This window comes from Aerolutibacter ruishenii, from assembly GCF_007830115.1.
Classification (GTDB): domain Bacteria; phylum Pseudomonadota; class Gammaproteobacteria; order Xanthomonadales; family Xanthomonadaceae; genus Aerolutibacter; species Aerolutibacter ruishenii.
This window is the reverse complement of the sequence record NZ_VLKP01000009.1, coordinates 1-21298: the sequence shown is the minus strand read 5'-3', so window position 1 is coordinate 21298 and position 21298 is coordinate 1. Positions and strand designations below refer to the sequence as shown.

Annotated in this window: 23 protein-coding genes and 1 pseudogene; 23 read left to right on the top strand and 1 reads right to left on the bottom strand. The window is 70.0% G+C overall.

The features are described from left to right. Positions 1 to 88: 88 nt before the first annotated feature. Entirely contained in the window at positions 89 to 739 is a 651-nt protein-coding gene (gene flgA, locus IP93_RS10895; protein WP_242006845.1) for a flagellar basal body P-ring formation chaperone FlgA, read from the bottom strand. Positions 740 to 842: 103 nt separating this feature from the next. On the opposite strand from flgA, the gene IP93_RS10890 reads away from it, so the two are divergent. The 23 genes and pseudogenes from IP93_RS10890 to IP93_RS16090 all read left to right on the top strand — a co-directional run. Continuing rightward, positions 843 to 1772: a chemotaxis protein gene (locus IP93_RS10890; RefSeq protein WP_144815625.1), complete on the top strand. Its 930-nt coding sequence runs from the start codon at positions 843 to 845 to the stop codon at positions 1770 to 1772. 77 nt (positions 1773 to 1849) lie between these two features. Beyond that, positions 1850 to 2215, top strand: a complete 366-nt coding sequence (gene flgB, locus IP93_RS10885) for a flagellar basal body rod protein FlgB (RefSeq protein WP_144815623.1) — start codon at positions 1850 to 1852, stop codon at positions 2213 to 2215. 19 nt (positions 2216 to 2234) lie between these two features. Further along, on the top strand, positions 2235 to 2642 hold the full coding sequence (gene flgC, locus IP93_RS10880; RefSeq protein ID WP_144815620.1) for a flagellar basal body rod protein FlgC: 408 nt from the start codon (positions 2235 to 2237) through the stop codon (positions 2640 to 2642). Between the two features lie 29 nt (positions 2643 to 2671). After that, positions 2672 to 3346, top strand: coding sequence for a flagellar hook assembly protein FlgD (locus IP93_RS10875; RefSeq protein ID WP_144815617.1), 675 nt, complete (start codon positions 2672 to 2674; stop codon positions 3344 to 3346). Between the two features lie 52 nt (positions 3347 to 3398). Continuing rightward, positions 3399 to 4619, top strand: a complete 1221-nt coding sequence (gene flgE, locus IP93_RS10870; protein ID WP_144815614.1) for a flagellar hook protein FlgE — start codon at positions 3399 to 3401, stop codon at positions 4617 to 4619. Between the two features lie 18 nt (positions 4620 to 4637). Continuing rightward, entirely contained in the window at positions 4638 to 5381 is a 744-nt protein-coding gene (locus IP93_RS10865) for a flagellar basal body rod protein FlgF (RefSeq protein WP_144815612.1), read from the top strand. Positions 5382 to 5410: 29 nt separating this feature from the next. Beyond that, on the top strand, positions 5411 to 6196 hold the full coding sequence (gene flgG, locus IP93_RS10860; RefSeq protein ID WP_144815609.1) for a flagellar basal-body rod protein FlgG: 786 nt from the start codon (positions 5411 to 5413) through the stop codon (positions 6194 to 6196). Between the two features lie 5 nt (positions 6197 to 6201). Beyond that, positions 6202 to 6897 (top strand): flagellar basal body L-ring protein FlgH, encoded by a 696-nt coding sequence (gene flgH / locus IP93_RS10855; RefSeq protein WP_144815607.1) that lies wholly within the window; start codon positions 6202 to 6204, stop codon positions 6895 to 6897. Between the two features lie 8 nt (positions 6898 to 6905). Then, entirely contained in the window at positions 6906 to 8003 is a 1098-nt protein-coding gene (locus tag IP93_RS10850; protein WP_144815604.1) for a flagellar basal body P-ring protein FlgI, read from the top strand. A 3-nt stretch (positions 8004 to 8006) separates the two neighbouring features. After that, on the top strand, positions 8007 to 9017 hold the full coding sequence (flgJ, locus tag IP93_RS10845; protein ID WP_144815602.1) for a flagellar assembly peptidoglycan hydrolase FlgJ: 1011 nt from the start codon (positions 8007 to 8009) through the stop codon (positions 9015 to 9017). 5 nt (positions 9018 to 9022) lie between these two features. After that, positions 9023 to 10897: a flagellar hook-associated protein FlgK gene (flgK, locus tag IP93_RS10840; RefSeq protein WP_144815600.1), complete on the top strand. Its 1875-nt coding sequence runs from the start codon at positions 9023 to 9025 to the stop codon at positions 10895 to 10897. Positions 10898 to 10915: 18 nt separating this feature from the next. Further along, complete coding sequence (gene flgL, locus IP93_RS10835; RefSeq protein ID WP_144815597.1) at positions 10916 to 12136, top strand: flagellar hook-associated protein FlgL; 1221 nt, start codon at positions 10916 to 10918, stop codon at positions 12134 to 12136. A 161-nt stretch (positions 12137 to 12297) separates the two neighbouring features. Then, complete coding sequence (locus IP93_RS10830; protein ID WP_144815594.1) at positions 12298 to 13707, top strand: flagellin; 1410 nt, start codon at positions 12298 to 12300, stop codon at positions 13705 to 13707. 289 nt (positions 13708 to 13996) lie between these two features. Beyond that, the gene (gene fliD, locus IP93_RS10825) at positions 13997 to 15337 is read left to right on the top strand and encodes a flagellar filament capping protein FliD (protein ID WP_144815592.1); all 1341 of its coding nucleotides are present in this window, start codon (positions 13997 to 13999) and stop codon (positions 15335 to 15337) included. 8 nt (positions 15338 to 15345) lie between these two features. Continuing rightward, positions 15346 to 15750 carry a flagellar export chaperone FliS gene (gene fliS, locus IP93_RS10820; protein WP_144815590.1) on the top strand — a complete coding sequence of 135 codons (405 nt, stop codon included), beginning with the start codon at positions 15346 to 15348 and terminating at the stop codon, positions 15748 to 15750. After that, positions 15747 to 16031 (top strand): hypothetical protein, encoded by a 285-nt coding sequence (locus IP93_RS10815; RefSeq protein ID WP_144815588.1) that lies wholly within the window; start codon positions 15747 to 15749, stop codon positions 16029 to 16031. Before fliS ends, IP93_RS10815 begins: the two co-directional genes overlap by 4 nt. Beyond that, positions 16028 to 16591, top strand: coding sequence for a PilZ domain-containing protein (locus tag IP93_RS10810; protein WP_144815586.1), 564 nt, complete (start codon positions 16028 to 16030; stop codon positions 16589 to 16591). Before IP93_RS10815 ends, IP93_RS10810 begins: the two co-directional genes overlap by 4 nt. A gap of 101 nt (positions 16592 to 16692) precedes the next feature. Continuing rightward, positions 16693 to 18114 carry an RNA polymerase factor sigma-54 gene (gene rpoN, locus IP93_RS10805; RefSeq protein ID WP_144815583.1) on the top strand — a complete coding sequence of 474 codons (1422 nt, stop codon included), beginning with the start codon at positions 16693 to 16695 and terminating at the stop codon, positions 18112 to 18114. After that, the gene (locus IP93_RS10800) at positions 18114 to 18524 is read left to right on the top strand and encodes a response regulator (RefSeq protein WP_144815580.1); all 411 of its coding nucleotides are present in this window, start codon (positions 18114 to 18116) and stop codon (positions 18522 to 18524) included. Before rpoN ends, IP93_RS10800 begins: the two co-directional genes overlap by 1 nt. Continuing rightward, complete coding sequence (locus IP93_RS10795) at positions 18521 to 20266, top strand: sigma-54 dependent transcriptional regulator (RefSeq protein WP_242006844.1); 1746 nt, start codon at positions 18521 to 18523, stop codon at positions 20264 to 20266. Before IP93_RS10800 ends, IP93_RS10795 begins: the two co-directional genes overlap by 4 nt. Positions 20267 to 20327: 61 nt before the next feature. Further along, positions 20328 to 20681 (top strand): flagellar hook-basal body complex protein FliE, encoded by a 354-nt coding sequence (fliE, locus tag IP93_RS10785; protein ID WP_144815578.1) that lies wholly within the window; start codon positions 20328 to 20330, stop codon positions 20679 to 20681. 62 nt (positions 20682 to 20743) lie between these two features. After that, complete coding sequence (locus tag IP93_RS10780; RefSeq protein WP_144815576.1) at positions 20744 to 20995, top strand: hypothetical protein; 252 nt, start codon at positions 20744 to 20746, stop codon at positions 20993 to 20995. A gap of 3 nt (positions 20996 to 20998) precedes the next feature. After that, positions 20999 to 21178: pseudogene (locus IP93_RS16090) on the top strand (transposase); the annotation flags it as partial. Positions 21179 to 21298 lie beyond the last annotated feature (120 nt).

The following is a 21298-nucleotide window of genomic DNA, read 5'->3' as shown; positions in this document are numbered from 1 at the left end:
GACTGTCGTCCTGTTTTCTGGGCTCGAGCACCCTAACGGCCGCCCATTTGGGAACTTTAATCCCCGATTGGGCACGGTCGGCCGGCATTCAGTACAGGACATCCACCTCGCCCTTGGCGGTGGCGCGGCCCCGGACGATGCGGCGGCTGGCCAGATTCTCCACCGAAACCGTACCCCCTGCGGTGGCGTTGCCCATGGCACGGCCCTCCGCCCGCACTTCAATGCCGCCCAATCGCGACACCAGGACCACCGGGTCGCCGCGCCGCAGCAGAATTTCGTTGGCCAACGCCTGCTCGGTGAGCACGGCGCCGGCGGGCAAGCCGCGGCGCGGGACGCGTCCGACCAGCGGCGCCGGCTCCGCGAAAGGCGTGCCGGCGACGGCGGCCACGTCGCGGGCCTGCACGGCCAGGTCCTCCGCGCGCAGCGGTGTACCGGCCCGGACGGAACGCGCGAGCACGACCACACTGGACTCCTCCCGCAGCCGCAGGGGAACGAAGACCCGCCAGCCGGGGCTGTCGGGGCAGCGGACTTCGACCGAGCGCGGGCCTGCAACGGCGGCGGCCAATGGCCGGACACAGGGCACTACGCGCAGCGCGGGGTCGACCAGGACGTCCTCCGGTGGCACGCGCCCGCCCACCGCCGCCACGGCCACGTCGCGGATGCGGGCGTGCGGCTCCCAAGCCCCCGCCATCACGGTGGCGGCACTCCACAGCCACAGGAGCAACAGCAGACCTCGCACGCATACCTCAAGGGGTCGGCCACGGGGCCGGTTCCCCGGATAAAGCAAGGGACGTGCCGCGGCCCGGACTCAAGATTGCGCCGCGGGCGCCGTCAATCCGGCCATGAGCCGTGACCTGCTGGACCGCATCGACCAACGAACCCGCCTCGCCGGCCACAACCGGCTGGCACTGCTGCTCTTCCGGCTGGGAACGCGTCAGCTTTTTGGCGTCAACGTCTTCAAGGTGCAGGAGGTGATCGCCCGGCCGCCCCTGTTCACGCTGCCGCAGTTGCCGTCGGCCTTCGCCGGTGCGGCCGACATACGCGGGCGGACGGTGCCGGTGCTGGACCTGGCGCGCGCCATCGGCCACGGCACGCCGGCCGACGCGCCGGAGCCGATGTACCTGGTGGTGGCCGAGTTCAACCGCTCGGTGCAGGGGTTCCTGGTGTCGGGGGTGGAGCGCATCGTCAACGTCGCGGTGGAGGACGTGCTGCCGCCGCCGGATTTCGGCGGGGATTGCCGCTCGCTGACGGGCGTGACCCGCTACAACGGCGAGCTGATCCAGATGGTGGACGTGGAGAGCGTGCTGGCCGAGGCGATTCCACGGGCCAGCGATGCGCTGGAAGTGGCGCCGTTGCCGGCCACCACCCCCGACGGTCCGCGCGAGGTGCTGGTGGTGGACGATTCGCGGGTGGCGCGCAACCAGATCCGGATGGTGCTGGAGCAGATGGGACTGGCCGCCAACCTGCTGTCCGACGGCCGCCAGGCGCTGGACCACCTGCTGCAGATGGTCGACGCGGGCCGATCCCCGGCCGAGCGCTACGCGATGGTCATCTCCGATATCGAGATGCCGGCCATGGACGGGTACACCCTGACGACGGAAATCCGACGCCACCCGGTGCTGCGCGACCTGTACGTGCTGCTGCACACCTCCCTGTCGGGCGTGTTCAACCACGCCATGGTCGAGCGGGTGGGGGCCGACGACTTTGTGCCCAAGTACTCCGAACAGGAGCTTTCGGCGAGGGTCCAGCACCGGTTGATGTCGATGGCCTGACCGGCCGGGCCGACCGCCGCAGCGGCCGTGGCACGCCGCTTGCTTGACCTTCGTCGAATCCCTGACGGAGGCCAGCCATGGCCGAGCCAACTTCGAGTTTCCTGGGTATCCACGGCACCGCCCTCGCCCTGCGCGAGCAGCGGCTGCAGCTGCTGTCGGCCAACCTGGCCAATGCCGACACCCCCCAGTACAAGGCACAGGACCTGGACTTCAACCGCGCCCTGCAGGCCGCGATGCAGGCCGGCCCGGGCGACCGCATCGCCCAGGCGGGGAGCCTGGCCCAATACGAGCGCGCCTCCAGCCAGCCCAGTCTGGACGGCAATACCGTGGACGGCGACCGGGAGAAGGCCGCCTTCGGCCAGGCCGCCCTGGAATACCGCGCCTCGCTGTCGTTCGTCGAGTCGAAGGTGCGCTCGATGCTGACCGCCATCACCGGCCAGTAAGGCCAGGGGACCCAAAGCCATGAGCAACCTTCCGATTTTCGACGTCGCCGGCTCGGCGATGAATGCGCAATCGGTGCGCCTGAGCACCATCGCCAGCAACCTGGCCAATGCCGACTCGGTGGCCGGCAAGCCCGAGGACGCGTTCCGCGCCCGCATGCCGGTGTTCGCCGCCGAGCAGGTGGCCGGCCAGCCGGAGTTGTCGGGCGTGCGCGTCACCGAGGTGGTGCAGAGCACGGCCGCGCCGGTGCAGCGCTATGAACCGGGCCACCCGCTGGCCGACGAGAAGGGCTACGTGTACGCACCCAACGTCGACCCGGTGGCACAGATGGTGGACATGATCTCGGCCTCGCGCAGCTACCAGGCCAATGTCGAGGTCTTCAACACCGCCCGCGAACTCGCCCAGGCCACGCTGGCCATGGGCCGCTGACCGATCGCCCCCTTGGAGCCCAAGACGCCATGAGCGCCATCGCACCCACCAGCAACGACAACCCGTATGCCGCCCTCGGCCTGTCCAGCAACACGGCCACGACGGCGCGCTCCAACGGACTCGGCCAAGCGGACTTCCTTCGCCTGATGAGCGAGCAGATGAAGAACCAGGACCCGCTGAAGCCGCTGGATGGCCAGCAGTTCCTGGCCCAGTTGGCGCAGTTTTCCACGGTGCAGGGCATCGAGCAGATGAACTCGGCGATGGGCGCGGTGGCCAGCGTCATGGAGTCCGACCAGACCCTGCGCGCGGCTTCCCTGGTCGGCCGCGAGGCCCTGGTGGAGGCCAATGCGTTCCAGTTCTCCGGCGAGGGCACGCTGCGCGGCGAAGTCGTCGCCGAAGGTGCGGGCGCGGTCCAGGTCGACATCCTCGACGCCAATGGCCAGCGCGTGGCGCGGCGCACGGTGCAGGCGTCAGCCGCCGGCCCGGTGGCGTGGCAGTGGGACGGCCGCGACGACGCTGGGCGCCCGGTGGCCGCCGGTGCCTACACCATCAAGGCCGGCAGCGGCGTCGGCGACAACGCCGCGACGCTGCCGGTGCGCATGGTCGCGCGGGTGGACAGCGTGTCCATCGAGCCCACCGGCCTGACCCTCAACCTCTCCGGACTGGGCGGCTTCGCGCTCGGCTCGGTCCGCCGGATCAGCTGATCCGGACGCCCCGCAACGACGGCGACAACGCCACCACCCAGGAGCAGCCCGCATGAGTTTCCGTATCGCCCTCAGCGGCATGAACGCCGCCAGTTCTGACCTCAACGTCACCTCGAACAACATCGCCAACGCCAACACCACCGGCTTCAAGCAGTCGCGCGCGGAATTCGGCGATGTGTTCCCCGCCTCGGCCTACGGGCTGTCGAAGAACGCCATCGGCGCCGGCGTACGCCTGGCCCAGGTCGCGCAGCAGTTCGACCAGGGCAACGTCGACGTCACCGGCCGTGCGCTGGACATGGCGCTGACCGGCGAGGGTTTCTTCACCCTGTCCAACGGCGGCGCCACGACCTACTCGCGCGCCGGCAACTTCGGTGCCGACCGCGACGGCTACGTGGTCAACCCGGCCGGCCATCGCCTGCAGGTGTTCATGCCCAACCCCAATGGTGCGGGCTTCGACACCGGCCGCATGGACGACCTGCGCCTGGCCACGGGCGATTCCGCGCCCAACGCCACGACGCTGTCCACGGTGAGCACCAACCTGCCGGCCGACGCGGCGGTGCCGTCGGTGACGCCATTCGATGCGACCGACCCCAACACCTACAACCACACCACCTCGCTGACCGTGTACGACTCGCTGGGCGCCAGCCACACGCAGTCGATCTACTACGTGAAGACCGCGAACCCGAATGAGTGGCAGGTGTACACCCAGATGGACGGCGGCGCCGCGGCCGGCCCCGACCTGGTGCAGTACTCGGACACGGGCGCGTTGCTCGTCCCGGCCAACGGCCAGATCGCGATGCCGGCGTTCACCCCGACCAACGGTGCCGCGCCGATGACGATCACGCTGGACATGGCCCAGTCGACGCAATACGGCAACGATTTCAGCGTGTTCTCGCTGAGCCAGGACGGGTATGCGACCGGCCGCCTGACCGGCATCGAGGTGTCGAGGGAAGGCGTGGTGCTGGCGCGCTACAGCAACGGCGTGGCCAATCCGCTGGGCCAGGTGGCGCTGACTACCTTCAACAACCCGCAGGGCCTGCAGTCGCTGGGCGACAACACCTGGGCCGAGACCTTCGACTCCGGGCAACCGCGCCGCGGGCCGGCCGGCACCTCCGAGTTCGGCCTGGTGCAGGGCGGCGCGCTGGAAGCCTCCAACGTCAACCTGACCGAGCAGCTGGTCAACATGATCACCGCGCAGCGCAACTTCCAGGCCAACGCGCAGATGATCTCCACCCAGGACCAGATCACGCAGACCGTGATCAACATCCGCTAAGGCCGGGGCTGAGCCGCCATGGACAAGAGCCTGTATGTCGCGATGACCGGCGCCAGCGCCACGCTGCGCACGCAGGCATCGGTGTCGCACAACCTGGCCAATGCCAACACCGTCGGCTTCCAGGCCACGCTCAACGGCACCGTGGCGGTGCCGGTGGCGGGCCCGGGGTTCGCTTCGCGGGTGGCGGCCTCCAGCCGCACCTTCGGGGTCAGCGATGCCGGCGGCGCGGTCACCAACACCGGCAACCCGCTGGACGTGGCCCTGCGCCAGGACCGCTGGCTGGCGGTGCAGGACCCCGCCGGCGGCGTGGCCTACACCCGGGCCGGCGACCTGCGCCTGACGCCCAACGGCATGCTGGTCACGGGCACCGGACTGCCGGTGCTGGATGCGGGGGGCGCGCCGATGGCGGTGCCGCCGCACCAGTCGCTGGACATCGGCGCCGACGGCACGGTGTCGATCGTGCCGCAGGGTCAGCCCGCCTCCACGCTGACCACGGTGGGCCGGCTGAACGTGGTCGAAGCCCGCACCGACGCGCTGGTGCGCGGCGATGACGGGCTGATGCGCGCCGCCCCCGGCACCACCCCGCCCGCCGCCAACGGCCCGTCGCTGGTGGCCGGCGCGGTGGAGGGCAGCAACGTCGACGGCACCGCGATGCTGGTGTCAATGATCCAACTCTCGCGCCAGTTCGAGATGCAGGTACGGGTCTTGCATACCGGTGATGAGAACGCCCGCGCCGCCAACGCCCTGCTGTCGACGCGCTGACCCCTACCGATGATGACCGAGGATTTGCCATGACCCAGGCCCTGTGGATCGCCAAGACCGGCCTCGATGCGCAGCAGACGCGCATGGCGGTCATCTCCAACAACCTTGCCAACGTGGGCACGACCGGCTTCAAGCGCGACCGGGCCAGTTTCGAGGACCTGCTGTACCAGACCGTGCGCCAGCCCGGCGGCGCCTCCTCCGAGCAGACCCAGCTGCCCACCGGCCTGCAGGTCGGCACGGGCGTGCGCGTGGCCACCACCGCCAAGCAGCACGCACAGGGCAACCTCGCGCAGACCGGCAATGCGCTGGACGTGGCCATCAACGGCCGCGGCTTCTTCGAGGTGCTGATGCCCGACGGCAGCAGCGCCTACACCCGTGACGGCAGCTTCCAGATCAACGCCCAGGGCGAGATGGTCACCGGCGAGGGCTACCCGGTGCAGCCGGGCCTGCAGATTCCCGAGGGCGCGCAGAGCGTGTCGATCGCGGCCGACGGCACGGTCAGCGTGCAGGTGGCCGGGCAGGCCGAGTCGGTGCAGGTGGGCGCGCTGACCCTGACCGACTTCGTCAACCCGGCGGGCCTGCAGGCCATCGGCGGCAACCTGTACCTGGAAACCGGCGCCAGCGGCCCGGCGCAGGGCGGCGCGCCCGGCACCGGCGGCGTGGGCCGGCTGGTGCAGGGCGCGCTGGAAGGCTCCAACGTCAACGTGGTGGAAGAGCTGGTGTCGATGATCGAGACCCAGCGCGCCTACGAGACCAACGCCAAGGCGATCTCGACCACCGACCAGATGCTGGCTTACCTCAACAACCAGCTGTGACCGCCATGAAGCGCCTTGCCCTGTCCGCCCTGCTCACCCTGCCCGTGCTGGCCGGCTGCGCCGCCACGATGGGCGACGTGCGCACGTTCGCGCCGCCGGTGGCACCGGCTGCGGCGGGCGCATCGGCGCCGGCTTCGGTCCCCGCTGCCGCTTCGTCCGGCTCGATCTACGCCGGCGGCGGCGGCCTGCGCCTGTTCCAGGACAACAAGGCGCGCGAGGTGGGCGACCTGCTGACCATCGTGCTGGTGGAAAGCACCAGCGCGCGCACGGCGGCCAAGACCAGCGTGGCCAAGGACAGCAGCGTCGGCATGGCCGCGCCCACGATCTTCGGCCAGGGCGTGACGCTCAACGGCAAGCCGGTGCTGCAGGCGGAGATCGAAGGCAGTCGCGGCTTTGACGGCAACGGCAACTCGACCCAGAGCAACGAGCTGGACGGCAACGTCACCGTGCGCGTGCTGCAGGCGCTGGGCAACGGCAACCTGCTGGTGGGCGGCGAGAAGCGCGTGCGCCTGAACCAGGGCGACGAGGTGGTGCAGGTTCAAGGCATCGTCCGCATCGCCGATATCGGTCCTGACAACCGCATCACGTCCGACCGGGTGGGCGATGCGCGCATCGTCTATGGCGGGCGCGGCACGCTGGCCCGCTCCAATGCGATGGGCTGGCTGGGACGCTTCTTCAATTCCGCCGCATTCCCCTACTGAGGCGATCCATGCGCATCCTGGTCCCCCTGCTGATCGCCGCCCTCACCGCCCTGGCGGTGCCCGCGGCGCACGCCGAGCGCATCAAGGACCTCGCCCAGGTGGCCGGAGTCCGCGGCAACCCGCTGGTGGGCTACGGACTGGTGGTGGGCCTGGATGGCAGCGGCGACCGCACCAGCCAGACGCCGTTCACCGTGCAGAGCCTGAAGTCGATGCTGGACCAGCTGGGCGTCAGCATTCCGCCGGGCGTCAACCCGCAGTTGAAGAACGTGGCGGCGGTGGCGATCCATGCCGAACTGCCGGCATTCGCCAAGCCGGGCCAGAGCATCGACGTGACCGTCTCGTCGATCGGCAACGCCGGTTCGCTGCGCGGCGGCAGCCTGCTGATGGCGCCGTTGCGCGGCGCCGATGGCCAGGTCTATGCGATCGCGCAGGGCAACCTGGTGGTGGGCGGCTTTGGCGCGTCGGGCAAGGACGGCTCTCGGATCTCGGTCAATGCCCCCAACGGCGGCAACATTCCCAACGGAGCCATCGTGGAGCGCGCCGTGCCGGGCGGCGCGCAATCGGGGCCGGTGACACTGAACCTGCACCGCGCCGATTTCACCACCGCCGCACGCATCGTGTCGGCGATCGATGGTGTGTTCGGTGCCGGGCACGCGCGTGCGCTGGACGGCGTCACCATCGAGGTGACACCGCCGGCCGGCGACCGTATCGCCTTCCTCGCGCAACTCGAATCCATGGACGTGGCCCCGGGCGCGGCTGCGGCCAAGGTCATCGTCAACTCGCGCACCGGCACGGTGGTGATGGGCGGCCAGGTAAGCGTGCTGCCCGCAGCGGTGGCGCACGGCTCGCTGACGGTGTCCATCGTGGAGGACATGCAGGTCAGCCAGCCCGAGCCGTTCGGCAACGGGCGCACCGCCGTGGTGCCCAAGTCAAGCGTGGACGTGCGCCAGGACGGCGGCCGCATGTTCATGTTCGAAGGCGGCACCTCGCTGGAGGCGATCGTGCGCGCGGTCAACGCAGTCGGTGCGGCGCCGGGCGATATCGTCGCCATCCTCGAGGCGCTGAAGCGGGCCGGGGCACTGCGCGCCGAACTCGAGGTGATCTGAGCCGTGATCGCGCTGCCTTCCGCTGCCGGACTGCCGTTGACGCCCAGTGGGGGCGCATCGCGCGAGCGCATCGAGAAGGCCGCGCGCGAGCTGGAAACGCAGTTCGCGCACATGCTGATCAAGTCCATGCGCAGCGCCAGCTTCGGCGATCCGCTGGGCGGCGACAACACCACCTACCGCGAGATGTACGACCAGCAGCTGGCGAAGGAACTGGCGAAGGGCCGTGGCCTGGGGCTGGCGCCGATGATCATGCAGCAGCTGGAGCGGAGCATGGGCACCACACCGGCGGTGACCGCACCGGATGCACCGCTGCCGCTGCCCGGGACCACCGGCACGCCTGCCGGGCTGCCGCTGTCGGTACCGGCGGCGGCGCCGATGCCGCTTTCCACGGATGGCGGCCTGGCGTTGGCCCCCAGCCACAGCGGCGTGTCGATGGCAGCGCTGCCGACGACCGCGTTGCCGCCGTCGTTGGCGGCGCCCGATGCCGCGGCCGCCTGTGACCCCGCGGCGCCCCTGGACTGCAGCAGTCCCGAGGCCTTCGTGCGCTCGGTCTGGCCGCACGCACGCAAGGCCGCCGACGAACTGGGCGTGCCGGCCAAGGCGCTGGTCGCGCAGGCGGCACTGGAAACCGGCTGGGGACGTCGCCTGGTGGGCACGGGCGGCGACGTGGCCTCGCACAACCTGTTCGGCATCAAGGCTGGCCAATCCTGGGGTGGTGCCCGCGTCAGCGCGGCCACCCATGAGTTCGTCGGTGGCGCGCGGGTAAGCGAACGCGCCGACTTCCGCGCCTATGGTTCGGCGGCGGAAAGTTTTGCCGACTATGCACGCCTGCTGCAGTCGCCGCGCTATGCCGCGGCGCGCGGCACCGGCGACGACGTGCACCGCTTCGCTTCGGCGCTGCAGTCGGCGGGCTATGCCACCGACCCGAGCTACGCCGCCAAGATTTCCGCCATTGCCAATGGCACCACGCTGCGCCGCGCCATTGACGCGCTGCCGGCCACCACCCGGGGCTGAAGACCATGGCCGATGTGCTCTCCACCGGCAGTTCCGCGCTCCTGGCCTTCCAGCGTGCGCTGTCGACCGTCAGCCACAACGTGGCCAATGCCGCCACGCCCGGCTACAGCCGGCAACGGGTGGAGCTGGAAGCGCGCCCTGGCCATGGTTCCAGCGCCATCGGCAACGGCGTGGACGTGGCGCGCCTGCAACGGCTGGCCGACGGCCTGGTGTTCGCCCGGCAGGTGGACAGCAGCGGTGAACTGGGACGCCTGACCCAGCTGGCCGACCTGTCGTCGCGCGTGGACAAGCTGGTTTCGAACCCCACGACCGGCTTGTCCACCAGCTGGTCGGCATTCTTCAGTGCGGCCAAGGGCGTGGTCGCCGACCCGACCTCGTCGGCCGCGCGCAGCCAGCTGCTGACCACCGGGGAACAACTGGCCGCGCGCTGGCGCTCGCTCGACAGCCATCTGGCCCAGGTCGGCGCGGATACCGAGGCGCGCCTGCAAGGCCAGGTCGCCGCCGCCAACCAGTTGGCCGGCGAAGTGGCCCTGCTGAACCGGGACATCCTCTCCGCCGGTACGAACGTCACTCCCGACCTGCTGGACCAGCGCGAACTGCGCGTGGGCCAGTTGTCCGCGCTGGTGGGGGGCAATGCCGTGCTGCAGGACGACGGGGCACTGAACGTGTTCACCGCCGGCGGGCAGCCCATGGTGCTGGGCACCAAGGCGATGCCGCTGTCCACCACGGCCGACCCCTACCAGGCCGACCGTATGCAACTGGCCCTGCAGACGCCGGGCGGCACGATCGCCCTGCCGCAGGGCGCGGTGTCGGGCGAAATCGGCGGACTGCTCGAGTTCCGCGCCAGCACGCTGGATCCGGCCCGCGCCGAACTCGGGCGCCTGGCCACCGCTTTCGCCGAAACCTTCAATGCAGTGCAGCGCGGCGGCGTGGACTACACCGGCGCAGCGGGCAGCGATTTCTTCACCCTGCCGCCGCCGCATATCAACGAACACGCCACCAATACCGGCAATGCAAGTTTCACCACGCGCGTGGCCGACGTGGGCGCGCTGACCGGGCATGACCTGGTAATGCGCTTCGACGGCAGCAACTGGAGCGCCATCCGTGCCGAAACCGGACAGGCCGTCAGTGTCACCGGTACCGGTACCGCTGCCGACCCGCTGCGGGTGGAGGGCGTGGAGCTGGTGGTGTCCAACACGGCGGCGGCCGGGGACCGGTTCCTGTTGCGCCCGACGGCGCAGGCCGCGGCGGGTATCCAGGTGGCCTTGTCCGACCCCAGCCGCATCGCGGCGGCCGCCCCCATGACCGTGGGCCTGGACAGCGGCAACCTGGGCAACGTGACCGGCGGCTCCGCGCGCATCACCGACGCCACGGCGTTCGCCTCGTTCGCTGGCGCCAACATCAGCTTCATCGATGCCAACACCTACAGCCTCGATGGCGGTCCGCCGGTGGCCTATGCGCCCGGCGACACCATCACGGGCAGCGGCTGGTCGCTGGTACTGGACGGCGCCCCGGCCGCGGGTGACGAGATCACGCTGGGCCGCACCGGACCGCGTTCGTCCGACAACGCCAATGCGCGCCTGTTGGCGGGTGTGGACGGCCAGGACGTGCTGGACGGCGGCCGCATGGACGTCACCGCGGCGATGACGCAGCTCACCGCGCGCGTGGGCAGCGGCGCCCGCCACGCAGAGCTCAACTTGAAAGCCCAGCAGGCCATCCACGACCAGGTGGTGGCCGAGCGCGAATCCGTGTCCGGCGTGAACCTCGACGAGGAGGCCGCCAACATGCTGCGCTTCCAGCAGGCCTACCAGGCCGCCGCGCAGGTGATCGCCACCGCCGACACCATGTTCCAGTCCCTGCTCGGCGCCGTGCGCCGCTGACGTCGCGAAGGAGCCCACATGACCCTGCGCCTGTCCACCGAAAGCCTGCACATGCAGGGACTCGGCAGCCTGCTTGCGCGGCAGGCCGACGTTGCCCGCACCCAGCAGCAGCTCACCAGCGGCAGCAAGCTCCCCCAGGCCAAGGACGACCCCATCGGCATGGCCACCGCGCAGCGGCTGGACCACGTGCAGGCCGCGCTGGAGCAGTTCGGCCGCAACGCCGACCGCGTCGACCACCGGCTGCGCCTGCAGGAGAACGCGCTGCAGGACGCCAACGACAACCTCACCCGCGCACGGGAGCTGTCCATCCAGGCCAACACCGGCGCACTGTCTCCCGCCGACCGCAAGGCGATTGCCGCGGAAGTGGTGCAGTTGCGGCAGAACCTGCTGGACATTGCCAATCGCGATGACGGCAACGGGCGCCGCCTGTTCGCCGGTACGCGCGATGGCGTGACGCCGTTCGTGGACAACGCCGGCAGCGTCGCCTACCACGGCGACGACGGGCGCAACCGCGTGGACGTGGCGCCGGATGTGGCCATCACCGATGGCGACCCGGGCAGCGCGGTGTTCATGCGCGTGCGCACCGGCGATGGGCAGGTGCGCGGCACGGCCGGCGGTACCAACACCGGCAGCGGCATGCTGCAGACCGCCCAGGTCACCAATGCGGCGAACTGGAGCGGCGCGGCACTCACGCTGCGCTTCACCGCGCCGGACGCCTACGAAATCGTGGACGGCGCGGGCAACCCGCTGAGCCCTACCGTCGGCGGCAGCTGGAGCAGCGGTGCCGCGGTGCCGCCGGCTTCGGCGGGACTGGGGGTGGAATTCCGCGTGACCGGCAGTCCGGTCGCCGGCGACAGCTTCACGTTGCAGCCCGCGCCCAACCAGGACGTGTTCGCCACGTTGCAGGCGCTGGCCGATGCGTTGTCCTCGCCCGGCACCACGCCCGCCGACGCCGCACAACGCGCCAATGCCTTCGGCAGCGCCATCGCCGACATCGCCACCGCGCAGGACCACATGCTGGCCTTGCGCTCAGATGTGGGCGGGCGGTTGGCCAACATCGACACCGCCAACGACGACCGCAGCCTGCAGGAAGTGTCGCTGGCCGAATCGCTGTCGACACTGCGCGACACCGACTACGCCGAGGCCATCAGCCGGCTCAACCTGCAGCTGGTGGCGCTGGAAGCCGCGCAGAAGACCATCCTGCAGGCGCAGGGCATGTCGTTGTTCAGCAAGCTTTGAGCAGCAGGTCAAAAAAATTCCGGAATTTCGCTAAAGATCCTCTTGACAACGCCGTTAGCTAGCTCAGCAGCGGACAGGGCCGGACGGAACGGCAAGCCCCTGCGGAACCCACCGGCAACGCCCTGACCTACGCCGGCATCGCTACCCAGGAGACCAATGCAATGTCCATGATCAACACCAACGTGATGTCGCTGAACTCGCAGCGCAACCTCGCGACCAACAACGCCAGCCTCGGTACCACCATCCAGCGCCTGTCGTCGGGCCTGCGCATCAACAGCGCCAAGGACGACGCCGCCGGCCTGGCCATTTCCGAGCGCTTCACCACCCAGATCCGCGGCCTGAACCAGGCGTCCCGCAACGCCAACGACGGCATCTCGTTGGCGCAGACCGCCGAAGGCGCGTTGGCGGAAGTCGGCAACAACCTGCAGCGTATCCGCGAACTGGCCGTGCAGTCGGCCAACGCCACCAACTCGGCGTCCGACCGCCAGGCGCTCCAGTCCGAAGTCTCCCAGCTGGTTGCGGAAATCGACCGCGTTGCGACCCAGACCGAGTTCAACGGCGCAAAGCTGCTCGACGGCACGTTCTCCGCCCAGCAGTTCCAGGTAGGCGCGAACGCCGGCCAGACGATTACCGTGTCCAGCGTCGCCAACGCCCGTGCAAGCGCCCTCGGCCAGTTCACCGGCGCGACCTTCACCAACCAGAGCATCGGTACCGCGAGCGACACGCCCGCGGCGCAGTCGATCACCATCGGCACCACCACGACCTCGCTGGGCACGATTGCAAATGATGCGAAGGCCATCGCCAATGCACTGAATGCGTCGGGCATCGCCGGCCTGTCGGCCAGCGCCGACGCCACGTCAGTGGCGGCCGCAGCGCAAGCCGTAACCACCACCACAGGTGGCACCGCCAGCTTCAGCCTGAACGGCCAGCAAATTTCCCTGAACGCGACGACGAACGCCAGCACCAACCGCTCCAACGCCCTGGCCGCCATCAACGCGGTCTCGTCCACCACCGGCGTGGTGGCCACCGACACCGGCTCCGGCATCAGCATGGTCGCCGCCGACGGCCGCAACGTGACCGTCTCCGGCTTTGCCCTCGGCACTGCCGTCGGCACGACGATCGCCGACTTCGGCATGGCGGCCGGCACGACGGGCGCGACGATCGACGTCACCTACCGCGCTCCGGCGGGCGCTTCCGGCAACGTTTCGTTCACCGGTGCTTTCGCTCCCGCCGCGAAGGCCCTGGCGGCGACCGGCACGGCCCTCAGCGCCATTGACATCAGCACGGTCGGCGGCGCCAACACCGCGATCACGTCCATGGACGCGGCCTTGGAGCGGATCACTTCGAGCCGCGCCGACTTGGGTGCCATCCAGAACCGCTTCCAGTCGGTCATCGCCAACCTCAACACCACCTCCGAGAACCTGACCGCGTCGCGCAGCCGCATCCGCGACACCGACTTCGCGAAGGAAACCGCGGAGCTGACCCGCACGCAGATCCTGACCCAGGCCGGCACCGCGATGCTGGCCCAGGCCAACCAGGCACCGCAGGGCGTCCTGAGCCTGCTGCGCTGATTTCCCGGTGGTACCCGTCGGGGAGGCCGGTTCGCCGGCCTCCCCGCACGGTTTGCAAAGATGAGTCGCCATGTCGAGCATCGCGTCCGTCAATGCCTCGCCCAGCGAGGACCGCTTCGCCCCGACGCCCGGCGCCGGGGCGTCGTCGTATCCGGCGCCCGACCTACCCGCCCCGGTCAGAGGCCAGGCGCCACCACGCGACACGGTACGCTCAAGCATGGGCCAACCGCGCCGTTAATTTCCCCATACCCCATGGCGCCGCCGTCGCGGACGCCGCCGAGGAGACAGCATGGCCATTTCCAGCGCAGGCATCGGCTCAGGTCTGGACGTCAACGGTCTGGTCTCGCAGCTCGTGGCCGCGGAACGTGCGCCCGGCGATGCACGGCTTGGCCGGATCGAGTCGTCGACCAAGGCGCAGGTGTCGGCCTTCGGTGCCATCAAGTCGGCCTTGTCGGGCCTTGAAAGCACGCTGAAGAAATTCGAAGGCAACGGCGCCCTGCCCGGCCGCAAGACCACGGTGGGCGCCGATGCAGGCTTTACCGCCAGCGCCTCGCCCAGCGCGGCGCTGGGCAAGTACGCCATCAGCGTGGAGCGGTTGGCCACGGCGCACAAGCTGCAGTCCACGGCGCATGCCAAGGATGCGCAGGTGGGCCACGGCACGCTGACCTTGAAGGTGGGCAGCGGCGAGGCCTTCGACGTGGCCATCGGCGAGGGCAAGGGCACGCTGGCCGACATCCGCGATGCGATCAACACGCAGGCTGCCGGCAAGGGCATCACCGCCACGCTGGTGAATGGCAATGCCGGCCAGGTGCTGGTGTTGGGCTCGGCCAAGGTGGGTAGTGCGGGGGCGCTGACCGTCACCGCCAGCGGCGGCGACGGCAAGCTCTCGGCGCTCGCCACCGGCGGACCGGGCATGACCGAGGTGACGCCGGCGCAGGACGCGCAGGTGATCGTGGACGGCATCACCCGCACCGTTTCGGGCAACAACATCACCGACCTCATCGACGGGGTCACCCTGGACCTGACCAAGGCGAAGCCGGGCGAAACCTTCAGCCTGGAGGTCACGTCCGACCCCAGCACGCTCAAGGCCGCCGTACTGGGCTTCGTGAGCGCCTACAACGCCGCACTGAGCGCGCTGCGCACGCAGAGTGCATCCGGCGGCGAGGGCAAGGCCGCCGGCCCGCTGAGCGGCGACGCGGCACCGCGCGCCATCATGCAGTCGCTGCGCGGTGCCGTCAGTACCTATTACGGCGAGCTGAGTGCACTAGGCCTGAAGACCGGCGTGGACGGCTCGCTGTCGCTGGACGGCAGCAAGTTCGACGCAGCCCTGCTGGCCGATCCGGAGGCCGTGAAGCGCCTGGCCGGCAACGAGTCCGGCCTGGGCGGGCGGCTGCGTGATTCGCTGGCGTCGTACGTGGGCGTGGACGGGATGCTGCAGTCGCGCAGCGAATCGCTGGACAAGCGGCTGAAAGACCTGACCAAGCAGCGGGCGGATTTCGACCAGCGCATCGAGGGCATCGCGGCGATGTACCGCCGCCAGTTCACCGCGCTCGACACGATGATGAGCCAGATGCAGAGCACGTCCAGCTACCTCGCGCAGCAGATCAGCCAGTTCCAGAAATCCTCCTGACTTCTTCCATGAGCCTTGCCATGTCACCACGCGGCTACGCCAACCAGTACCGACAGACTGCCGTCAGCAGCGCCGTGCTCGACGCCAGTCCCCACCAGCTTGTTTCGCTGATGCTGGCCGGCGCGCGCGAGCGTGCGCAACTGGCCATCGCGTGTCTGGAACGCGGCGACCTGCCGCGCAAGGCCAAGGCCATCAACGAAGCGTCCACCATCATTGGCGGGCTGGACGGCTCGCTGAACCTGGAGGCCGGTGGCGACATCGCCGACGGGCTCGCGGCGCTGTATGACTACGCGCAACGCCGCCTGGTGGATGCCAACGTCAACAATGATGCCGCGCCGCTTGCGGAGATCGACGGCCTGCTGGCCGACATCGAAAGCGCATGGAACGCGATCACGCCGGATGCCATGCCATGATCCCCAAGCTGCCCGTTGAAGCCGTGCGCCGCGCGATGTCCGAGGGGGATTGGGAGGCATCGTCCAACCTGCTTGCCACGCACGACGCCGCGGTACAGCGCACGCTCGAAAGCGCCACGCTGACCGCCGAAGACCTGTCGCAGTGGCAGTCGCTGCTGGTGGAGCAACTGGAATTGCTGGCCGAGCTGCAGGTCGCCCGCGACCAGACCGGCCAGCGGCTGCGCGAGATGGCCCAGCAGCGCCGCGGCATGAACGCCTACCTGCGCGGCGCTCTGGGATGATCCCCGACAGCCCCCACGCCAGGCTGTTTGACGACGCCTTGGTGTGCGAGGAGCTGCGGCCTGCGGCGTTCATCCCCGGCGCGCCCGACCCGGCCGTCATGCGGGCGGCCCTGGGTGCTGCCGAAGGCCTGCTGCGCGCCTTGGCGGTGGTTGAAGACCACCGCGGCGACGACAACGACGAACCCAGCGAGAAAGCCCACGCGCTGCAGCGGGTCGAGGCCAAGCTTGACCTGCTGATGGCACTGATTGCCGGGCTCAACGCGGTACGCGAACGGCAGGACCCGCTGCGCCTGCTGTGGTGGTCGGCGACCGGCGCGTGCCTGGATGGCCAACACGAAGCCACGCCCGGCACGCCGGGCCTGCTGTGCCTGCAGCCCGCGGACTGGCTGCCCCAACCGATGCGCCTGCCCGTTACCGTGGTCGCCGCTGAACCCTACGCCGGCGCATGGCGGCTGTGGCTGCGGTTCGCCCCGCTGCCCGAGTCGCTGCAGACTGCGCTGGAGCGCCATGTGTTCCGCGTGCACCGTCGCGCCATCGCCGAACTGCGACGCAAGCCCTGATTCACTGCACGACCGGCGACTTTGGTCCGCGGCGGGGTTGCGCCGTGGCCACTTTTCGCCACACTGGCACCATTGACTAGCAAGGTCCGTGCCTGTTCGTCGTGAAAACCACGCTCCGCCCGCAACTGGGTCAGACCCTCAACCTGACCCCACAACTGCTGCAGTCGATCCGGCTGTTGCAACTGACTGCCCAGCAGTTGGAACTGGAGTTGCTGCAGGCGCTGGAGCAGAACCCGATGCTGGAGCGCGACGAGGGCGAGGACGTCGGCGAGACCGATACCGACGCCCACGACGCCACTGCTGCGGACAGCGCGCTCGATGCCGGCGCCTGGGACGAGTTGCCGGAGCCGGCGTTCCTGTCGGGGTCCGGCAGCGGCACGCCCGACGGTGAGCTGGACGCCACGGCACGCATCGCGGCGGGCGAATCGACCGATCCGCGGATGCGCCTGCTGGAACGGTTGGCATTGCACTGGGCGCCCGCCGACCTGCGGCTGGCAGCCTGGTGGCTGGACCGCTGCAGCGACCTGGGCCTGCTGGAAGAGCCACGCCAGGCGCTGTTGGCCGAAGGCGCCCAGGCGCTGGGCGTGGACGCGGGCGAGCTGGAAGTGATCCGGCAACGGCTGCTGCACGGCGAATGGCCCGGCATGTGCGCGGAAACCGCCGCCGAATGCCTGCTGGCGCAGTTGGCGCGGCGCCCCGACACCCCGCCCGTGCTGCTGGCGCGACGGATCGTCGCCGAGGCGCTTGACGCGCTGGCCAGCGGGAACGTGACTGCACTGGCCGCGCGCCTGGGCGAAGACCCGGCGCGGGTCGCGGCCGCCATCGCCGAGATCCGGGCCTTGCGCCCGACGCCGGTCGACGATGCCGCGACGCCCGCCGCCGAGCACATCATTCCCGACCTGGTGGCCACCTTCGTCGGCAGCGAATGGCGCGTCGCCCTGAACGACCGCGCGCTGCCGCGGGTGCGCATCGCCGCCCATTGCGAGCGGGCACTTGCGAGCGCCCCGGGCGACACCTCGGCGCTGCGCGGCCTGCTGGACGAAGCCCGCTGGCTGCTGCGCGGCATCGGCATGCGCAACGACACCCTGCTGCGCACCGGCCACGTGCTGGTGAGGCGCCAGCGCGGGTTCCTGGAGCGCGGAGCGGAAGCCCTGGCCCCCCTGACCCTCAACGAGGTGGCCGAGGAGATCGGGATGCACGAGTCCACCGTTTCCCGCGTCACCAGCGGCAAGTACATCCAGACCCCGCGCGGCGTGCTGGAGCTGAAACAGTTCTTCGCCGTGCGCCTGGAAGGCGCGGAAGTGTCGGGCAATGCCGTCCGGGCGATGGTCAAGCGGCTGATCGAGAGCGAGCCGCCGGACGCCCCGCTGGCCGACGAAACCATCGCCGTGCTGCTGGCCCGCAACGGGGTACGGGTCGCGCGGAGGACCGTGGCCAAGTATCGTGACCAGCTGGCGATCGGTCCTGCCCGGTCGCGGATGCGCGCGCCCTCCGGCGGCGCCCCTGCCGAAGCGAGCCGCTGATGCCTCCATTGACATTGTTGCTGGTGGACGACCACGAAGCCTTCATCAATGCGACGCTGCGCCAGCTGCGCCACCTGGACTGGCTCAGGGTGGTGGGTACCGCGGCCAACGGCATCGAGGCGATCGTGCGCTGCGATGCCTTGCGCCCCGATGTCGTGCTGATGGACCTGGCCATGCCCGAGATGGGCGGCCTGCAGGCCACGCGGCTGATCAAGGCCGAGGATGGCGCGCCCTACGTGGTCATCGCCAGCCATTTCGACGATCCGGAGCACCGCGAGCATGCCGCACGCGCGGGCGCCGATGCCTTCATCAGCAAGCTGACCTACCTGCACGACGCGATTCCGTTGCTGGAACAACTGCGTGACCGACGCCTTGCCGACGCGGTGGCAGGGGACGCACCGGCGGAATGAGCGAGTCGCGGATACTGGTGCTGGACCAGGACTTCGAGCGCGCGGAGAAATTCGCGGCGCTGCTGGAGTTCATGGATTTCGTGCCCCGGCTGTGCACCGACGCGGCCGACATCGACCTGTCGCGGGCGCGCGCCAACCAATGGTTGGCAGTGGTGATGGGCGACCTCAGCCACGACCCCGACGCCCCCGCCTTCGTCGACTGGCTGGCCAGCCAGCCACAGCCGCCACCGGTGCTGGTGCTGCCGGGCCAGTCCAATGCGCTGGTGCGCGGCCGCCTGCACCCGGAAACCGTATGGCCGCTGGAATATCCGGTGCGCCATGCCCAGCTGCAGGAGGCGCTGCGGCGTGCCAGCCTGCGCCGCATCAGCCAGGACGAGCAGGCGGAACTGCCGCGCGGCGGCCCCACCGGCCACAGCGCCGCGGCCTCCCGCTTGTCGCGGATGATCGACCAGGTGGCCCCGCACAACACCACCGTGCTGGTCCTGGGCGAATCCGGCACCGGCAAGGAGGTGGCGGCCCGCGCCATCCACGACCGTTCGCGCCGGCGCACCAAGCCGTTCGTGGCGATCAACTGCGGTGCGATCCCGGCCGACCTGCTGGAAAGCGAACTGTTCGGCCACGAAAAGGGCGCGTTCACCGGCGCGCTGACCCAGCGCAAGGGCCGCTTCGAGATGGCCGAAGGCGGCACCCTGCTGCTGGATGAAATCGGCGACATGAGCATGCCGATGCAGGTCAAGCTGCTGCGCGTGCTGCAGGAGCGCAGCTTCGAGCGGGTCGGCGGCACCCAGACCATGCATTGCGACGTGCGGGTCATCGCGGCCACGCACCGCAACCTGGAGGCCGCCATCGCCGACGGGCGCTTTCGCGAAGACCTGTTCTACCGGCTCAACGTGTTCCCCATCGAAATGCCGGCGCTGCGCGAGCGTACCGATGACCTGCCGGAACTCATCAGCGAGATCACGCAGCAGCTGGACGAGGGCGGTCGTGGCCGGATCCGGCTGACGCCGGCGGCGATCCAGGTGCTGCAGGCCTACCCCTGGCCCGGCAACGTGCGCGAGCTGAGCAACCTGCTGGAACGCCTGGCCGTGCTCCACCCCGAGGGGGTGGCCGACGTGGACGACCTGCCGACGCGTTACCGTCACGCGCCGCCGGCTCCCGGTGCGGCCGGGGGCGTCGCATCCGCACCCGCCGTCGCAGCCGCACCCACGCTGACCATGCCTGCTGCAGCGGGAACCCCCGTGGCCGCCACCGGGGCTGAAGTCGCCATGGCGGCACCGCGGCGCTCCGAGCCCCCGGACCTGCTGCCGGATTCGGCCGACGAGCGCGCCGCCGAGTTCGCCCTGCTGCATGGCCGCCCCCCCAACCCGCCGGGGCGCTCCAGTTTTGACGCCCTGTTCGGCTCGCCGACGGACGTCAGTGGGCCGGCCCGGGCACTGCCGGGGGCCGAGGCACCCTTCGCCACGCTGGCGCCGCCAGCGGCTGTCGCGGTGGCGGATCCATCCGTGGGCACCACTGCCCCGGCCACGATTTCACCGACCGCGACCCTGCCACCGGAAGGCATCGCCCTGCGCGAGCATATGGCCGCGATCGAGCTGGACCTGATCCGGGCGGCGCTGCAGCAGTCCGGGGGCGTGGTGGCCCACGCCGCCACCCTGCTGGGCCTGCGCCGCACCACCCTGGTGGAAAAACTGCGCAAGTACGGCATCGAACGCGACGACGACGGCGCAACGCCGGAATCCTGACACCCCCTCTGGCACGGGCCTTGCTTGATCACCGTCAAGCAAGGAGAACCACCGCCCGACCATGAGCGACGCGATTTCCTCAATCCTTTCGCAGATCCGCGCCCACGAGATGCGCAGCCGCAGCGTGCTGGCCGATGCGCCGCCGTCGGGCGCCATCGCGCCGGGGCCGGCGGGCGCCAAGCCCGGGGAAGGCGCGGGCTTCACCCAGACCCTCAACCGGGCGATGGACGGCGTCAGCAAGGCGCAGAACGACGCCGGGGCGCTGGCCCAGGCCTTCGAACTGGGCGATCCGCGCGCCGACCTGGCCCGGGTGATGGTGGCGATGCAGCAGTCGCAGGTGGCCTTCCGCGCCACGGTCGAAGTCCGCAACCGGCTGGTCCAAGCGTACCAGGACGTCATGAACATGCCGGTCTGAGTCCTGTCCAACCACCGTCCCACTGACCGCCCCGCCCCGAGACCCGCCCCGAGACCCGCCCGATGAGCGTCGTGCCCGCCAACACCGCCCAGGACCGCCTGAAGAACCTGGGCCGCCTGCAGGACATCCCCATCGTCCGCCAACTGGGGGTGCTGGCCGTGACCGCAGCCGCGATCGCGCTGGGCCTGTGGCTGTTCTTCTGGACACAAAAGCCGGATTACGTGCCGGTCTTTGCCGGGCTGGACGCCAAGTCCACCACCGAGGCCAGCGAGCTGTGGACCGACCAGCCTTTCGTAGACATCCGGACGCCATAATTCATGGCAATGACCGAGGTGTTTATGGGCAACAGCAAGCAGTACACGGATGAGTTCCGGGCCGAGGCGGTGAAGCAGGTGATCGAGCGCGGCTTCACGGTGGTGGACGTCGCCGCCCGGATCGGGATCCCCAAGCACACCCTGTATGGCTGGGTGCAGGTGGCGAGGAAAATGGCGCCGGCATCGGGCGCTTCAGCAGCGCCGAGCGACTCGGCCGAGATCCGCCGGCTCAAGGCCGAGCTGCGGCGTGTGACCGAGGAGCGCGACATCCTAAAAAAAGCCGCCGCGTACTTTGCCAAGGGG

Bases quoted from the DNA above. Each gene is read 5' to 3' on its own strand.
- IP93_RS10890 (WP_144815625.1), top strand. From the start codon at position 843: ATGAGCCGTGACCTGCTGGACCGCATCGACCAACGAACCCGCCTCGCC.
- flgB (WP_144815623.1), top strand. From the start codon at position 1,850: ATGGCCGAGCCAACTTCGAGTTTCCTGGGTATCCACGGCACCGCCCTC.
- flgL (WP_144815597.1), top strand. From the start codon at position 10,916: ATGACCCTGCGCCTGTCCACCGAAAGCCTGCACATGCAGGGACTCGGC.
- IP93_RS10800 (WP_144815580.1), top strand. From the start codon at position 18,114: ATGCCTCCATTGACATTGTTGCTGGTGGACGACCACGAAGCCTTCATC.
- IP93_RS10865 (WP_144815612.1), top strand. From the start codon at position 4,638: ATGGACAAGAGCCTGTATGTCGCGATGACCGGCGCCAGCGCCACGCTG.
- IP93_RS10815 (WP_144815588.1), top strand. From the start codon at position 15,747: ATGATCCCCAAGCTGCCCGTTGAAGCCGTGCGCCGCGCGATGTCCGAG.
- IP93_RS10875 (WP_144815617.1), top strand. From the start codon at position 2,672: ATGAGCGCCATCGCACCCACCAGCAACGACAACCCGTATGCCGCCCTC.
- fliS (WP_144815590.1), top strand. From the start codon at position 15,346: ATGAGCCTTGCCATGTCACCACGCGGCTACGCCAACCAGTACCGACAG.
- flgK (WP_144815600.1), top strand. From the start codon at position 9,023: ATGGCCGATGTGCTCTCCACCGGCAGTTCCGCGCTCCTGGCCTTCCAG.
- IP93_RS10830 (WP_144815594.1), top strand. From the start codon at position 12,298: ATGTCCATGATCAACACCAACGTGATGTCGCTGAACTCGCAGCGCAAC.
- flgC (WP_144815620.1), top strand. From the start codon at position 2,235: ATGAGCAACCTTCCGATTTTCGACGTCGCCGGCTCGGCGATGAATGCG.
- IP93_RS10780 (WP_144815576.1), top strand. From the start codon at position 20,744: ATGAGCGTCGTGCCCGCCAACACCGCCCAGGACCGCCTGAAGAACCTG.
- fliD (WP_144815592.1), top strand. From the start codon at position 13,997: ATGGCCATTTCCAGCGCAGGCATCGGCTCAGGTCTGGACGTCAACGGT.
- flgH (WP_144815607.1), top strand. From the start codon at position 6,202: ATGAAGCGCCTTGCCCTGTCCGCCCTGCTCACCCTGCCCGTGCTGGCC.
- fliE (WP_144815578.1), top strand. From the start codon at position 20,328: ATGAGCGACGCGATTTCCTCAATCCTTTCGCAGATCCGCGCCCACGAG.
- flgG (WP_144815609.1), top strand. From the start codon at position 5,411: ATGACCCAGGCCCTGTGGATCGCCAAGACCGGCCTCGATGCGCAGCAG.
- IP93_RS10850 (WP_144815604.1), top strand. From the start codon at position 6,906: ATGCGCATCCTGGTCCCCCTGCTGATCGCCGCCCTCACCGCCCTGGCG.
- flgE (WP_144815614.1), top strand. From the start codon at position 3,399: ATGAGTTTCCGTATCGCCCTCAGCGGCATGAACGCCGCCAGTTCTGAC.
- IP93_RS10795 (WP_242006844.1), top strand. From the start codon at position 18,521: ATGAGCGAGTCGCGGATACTGGTGCTGGACCAGGACTTCGAGCGCGCG.
- IP93_RS10810 (WP_144815586.1), top strand. From the start codon at position 16,028: ATGATCCCCGACAGCCCCCACGCCAGGCTGTTTGACGACGCCTTGGTG.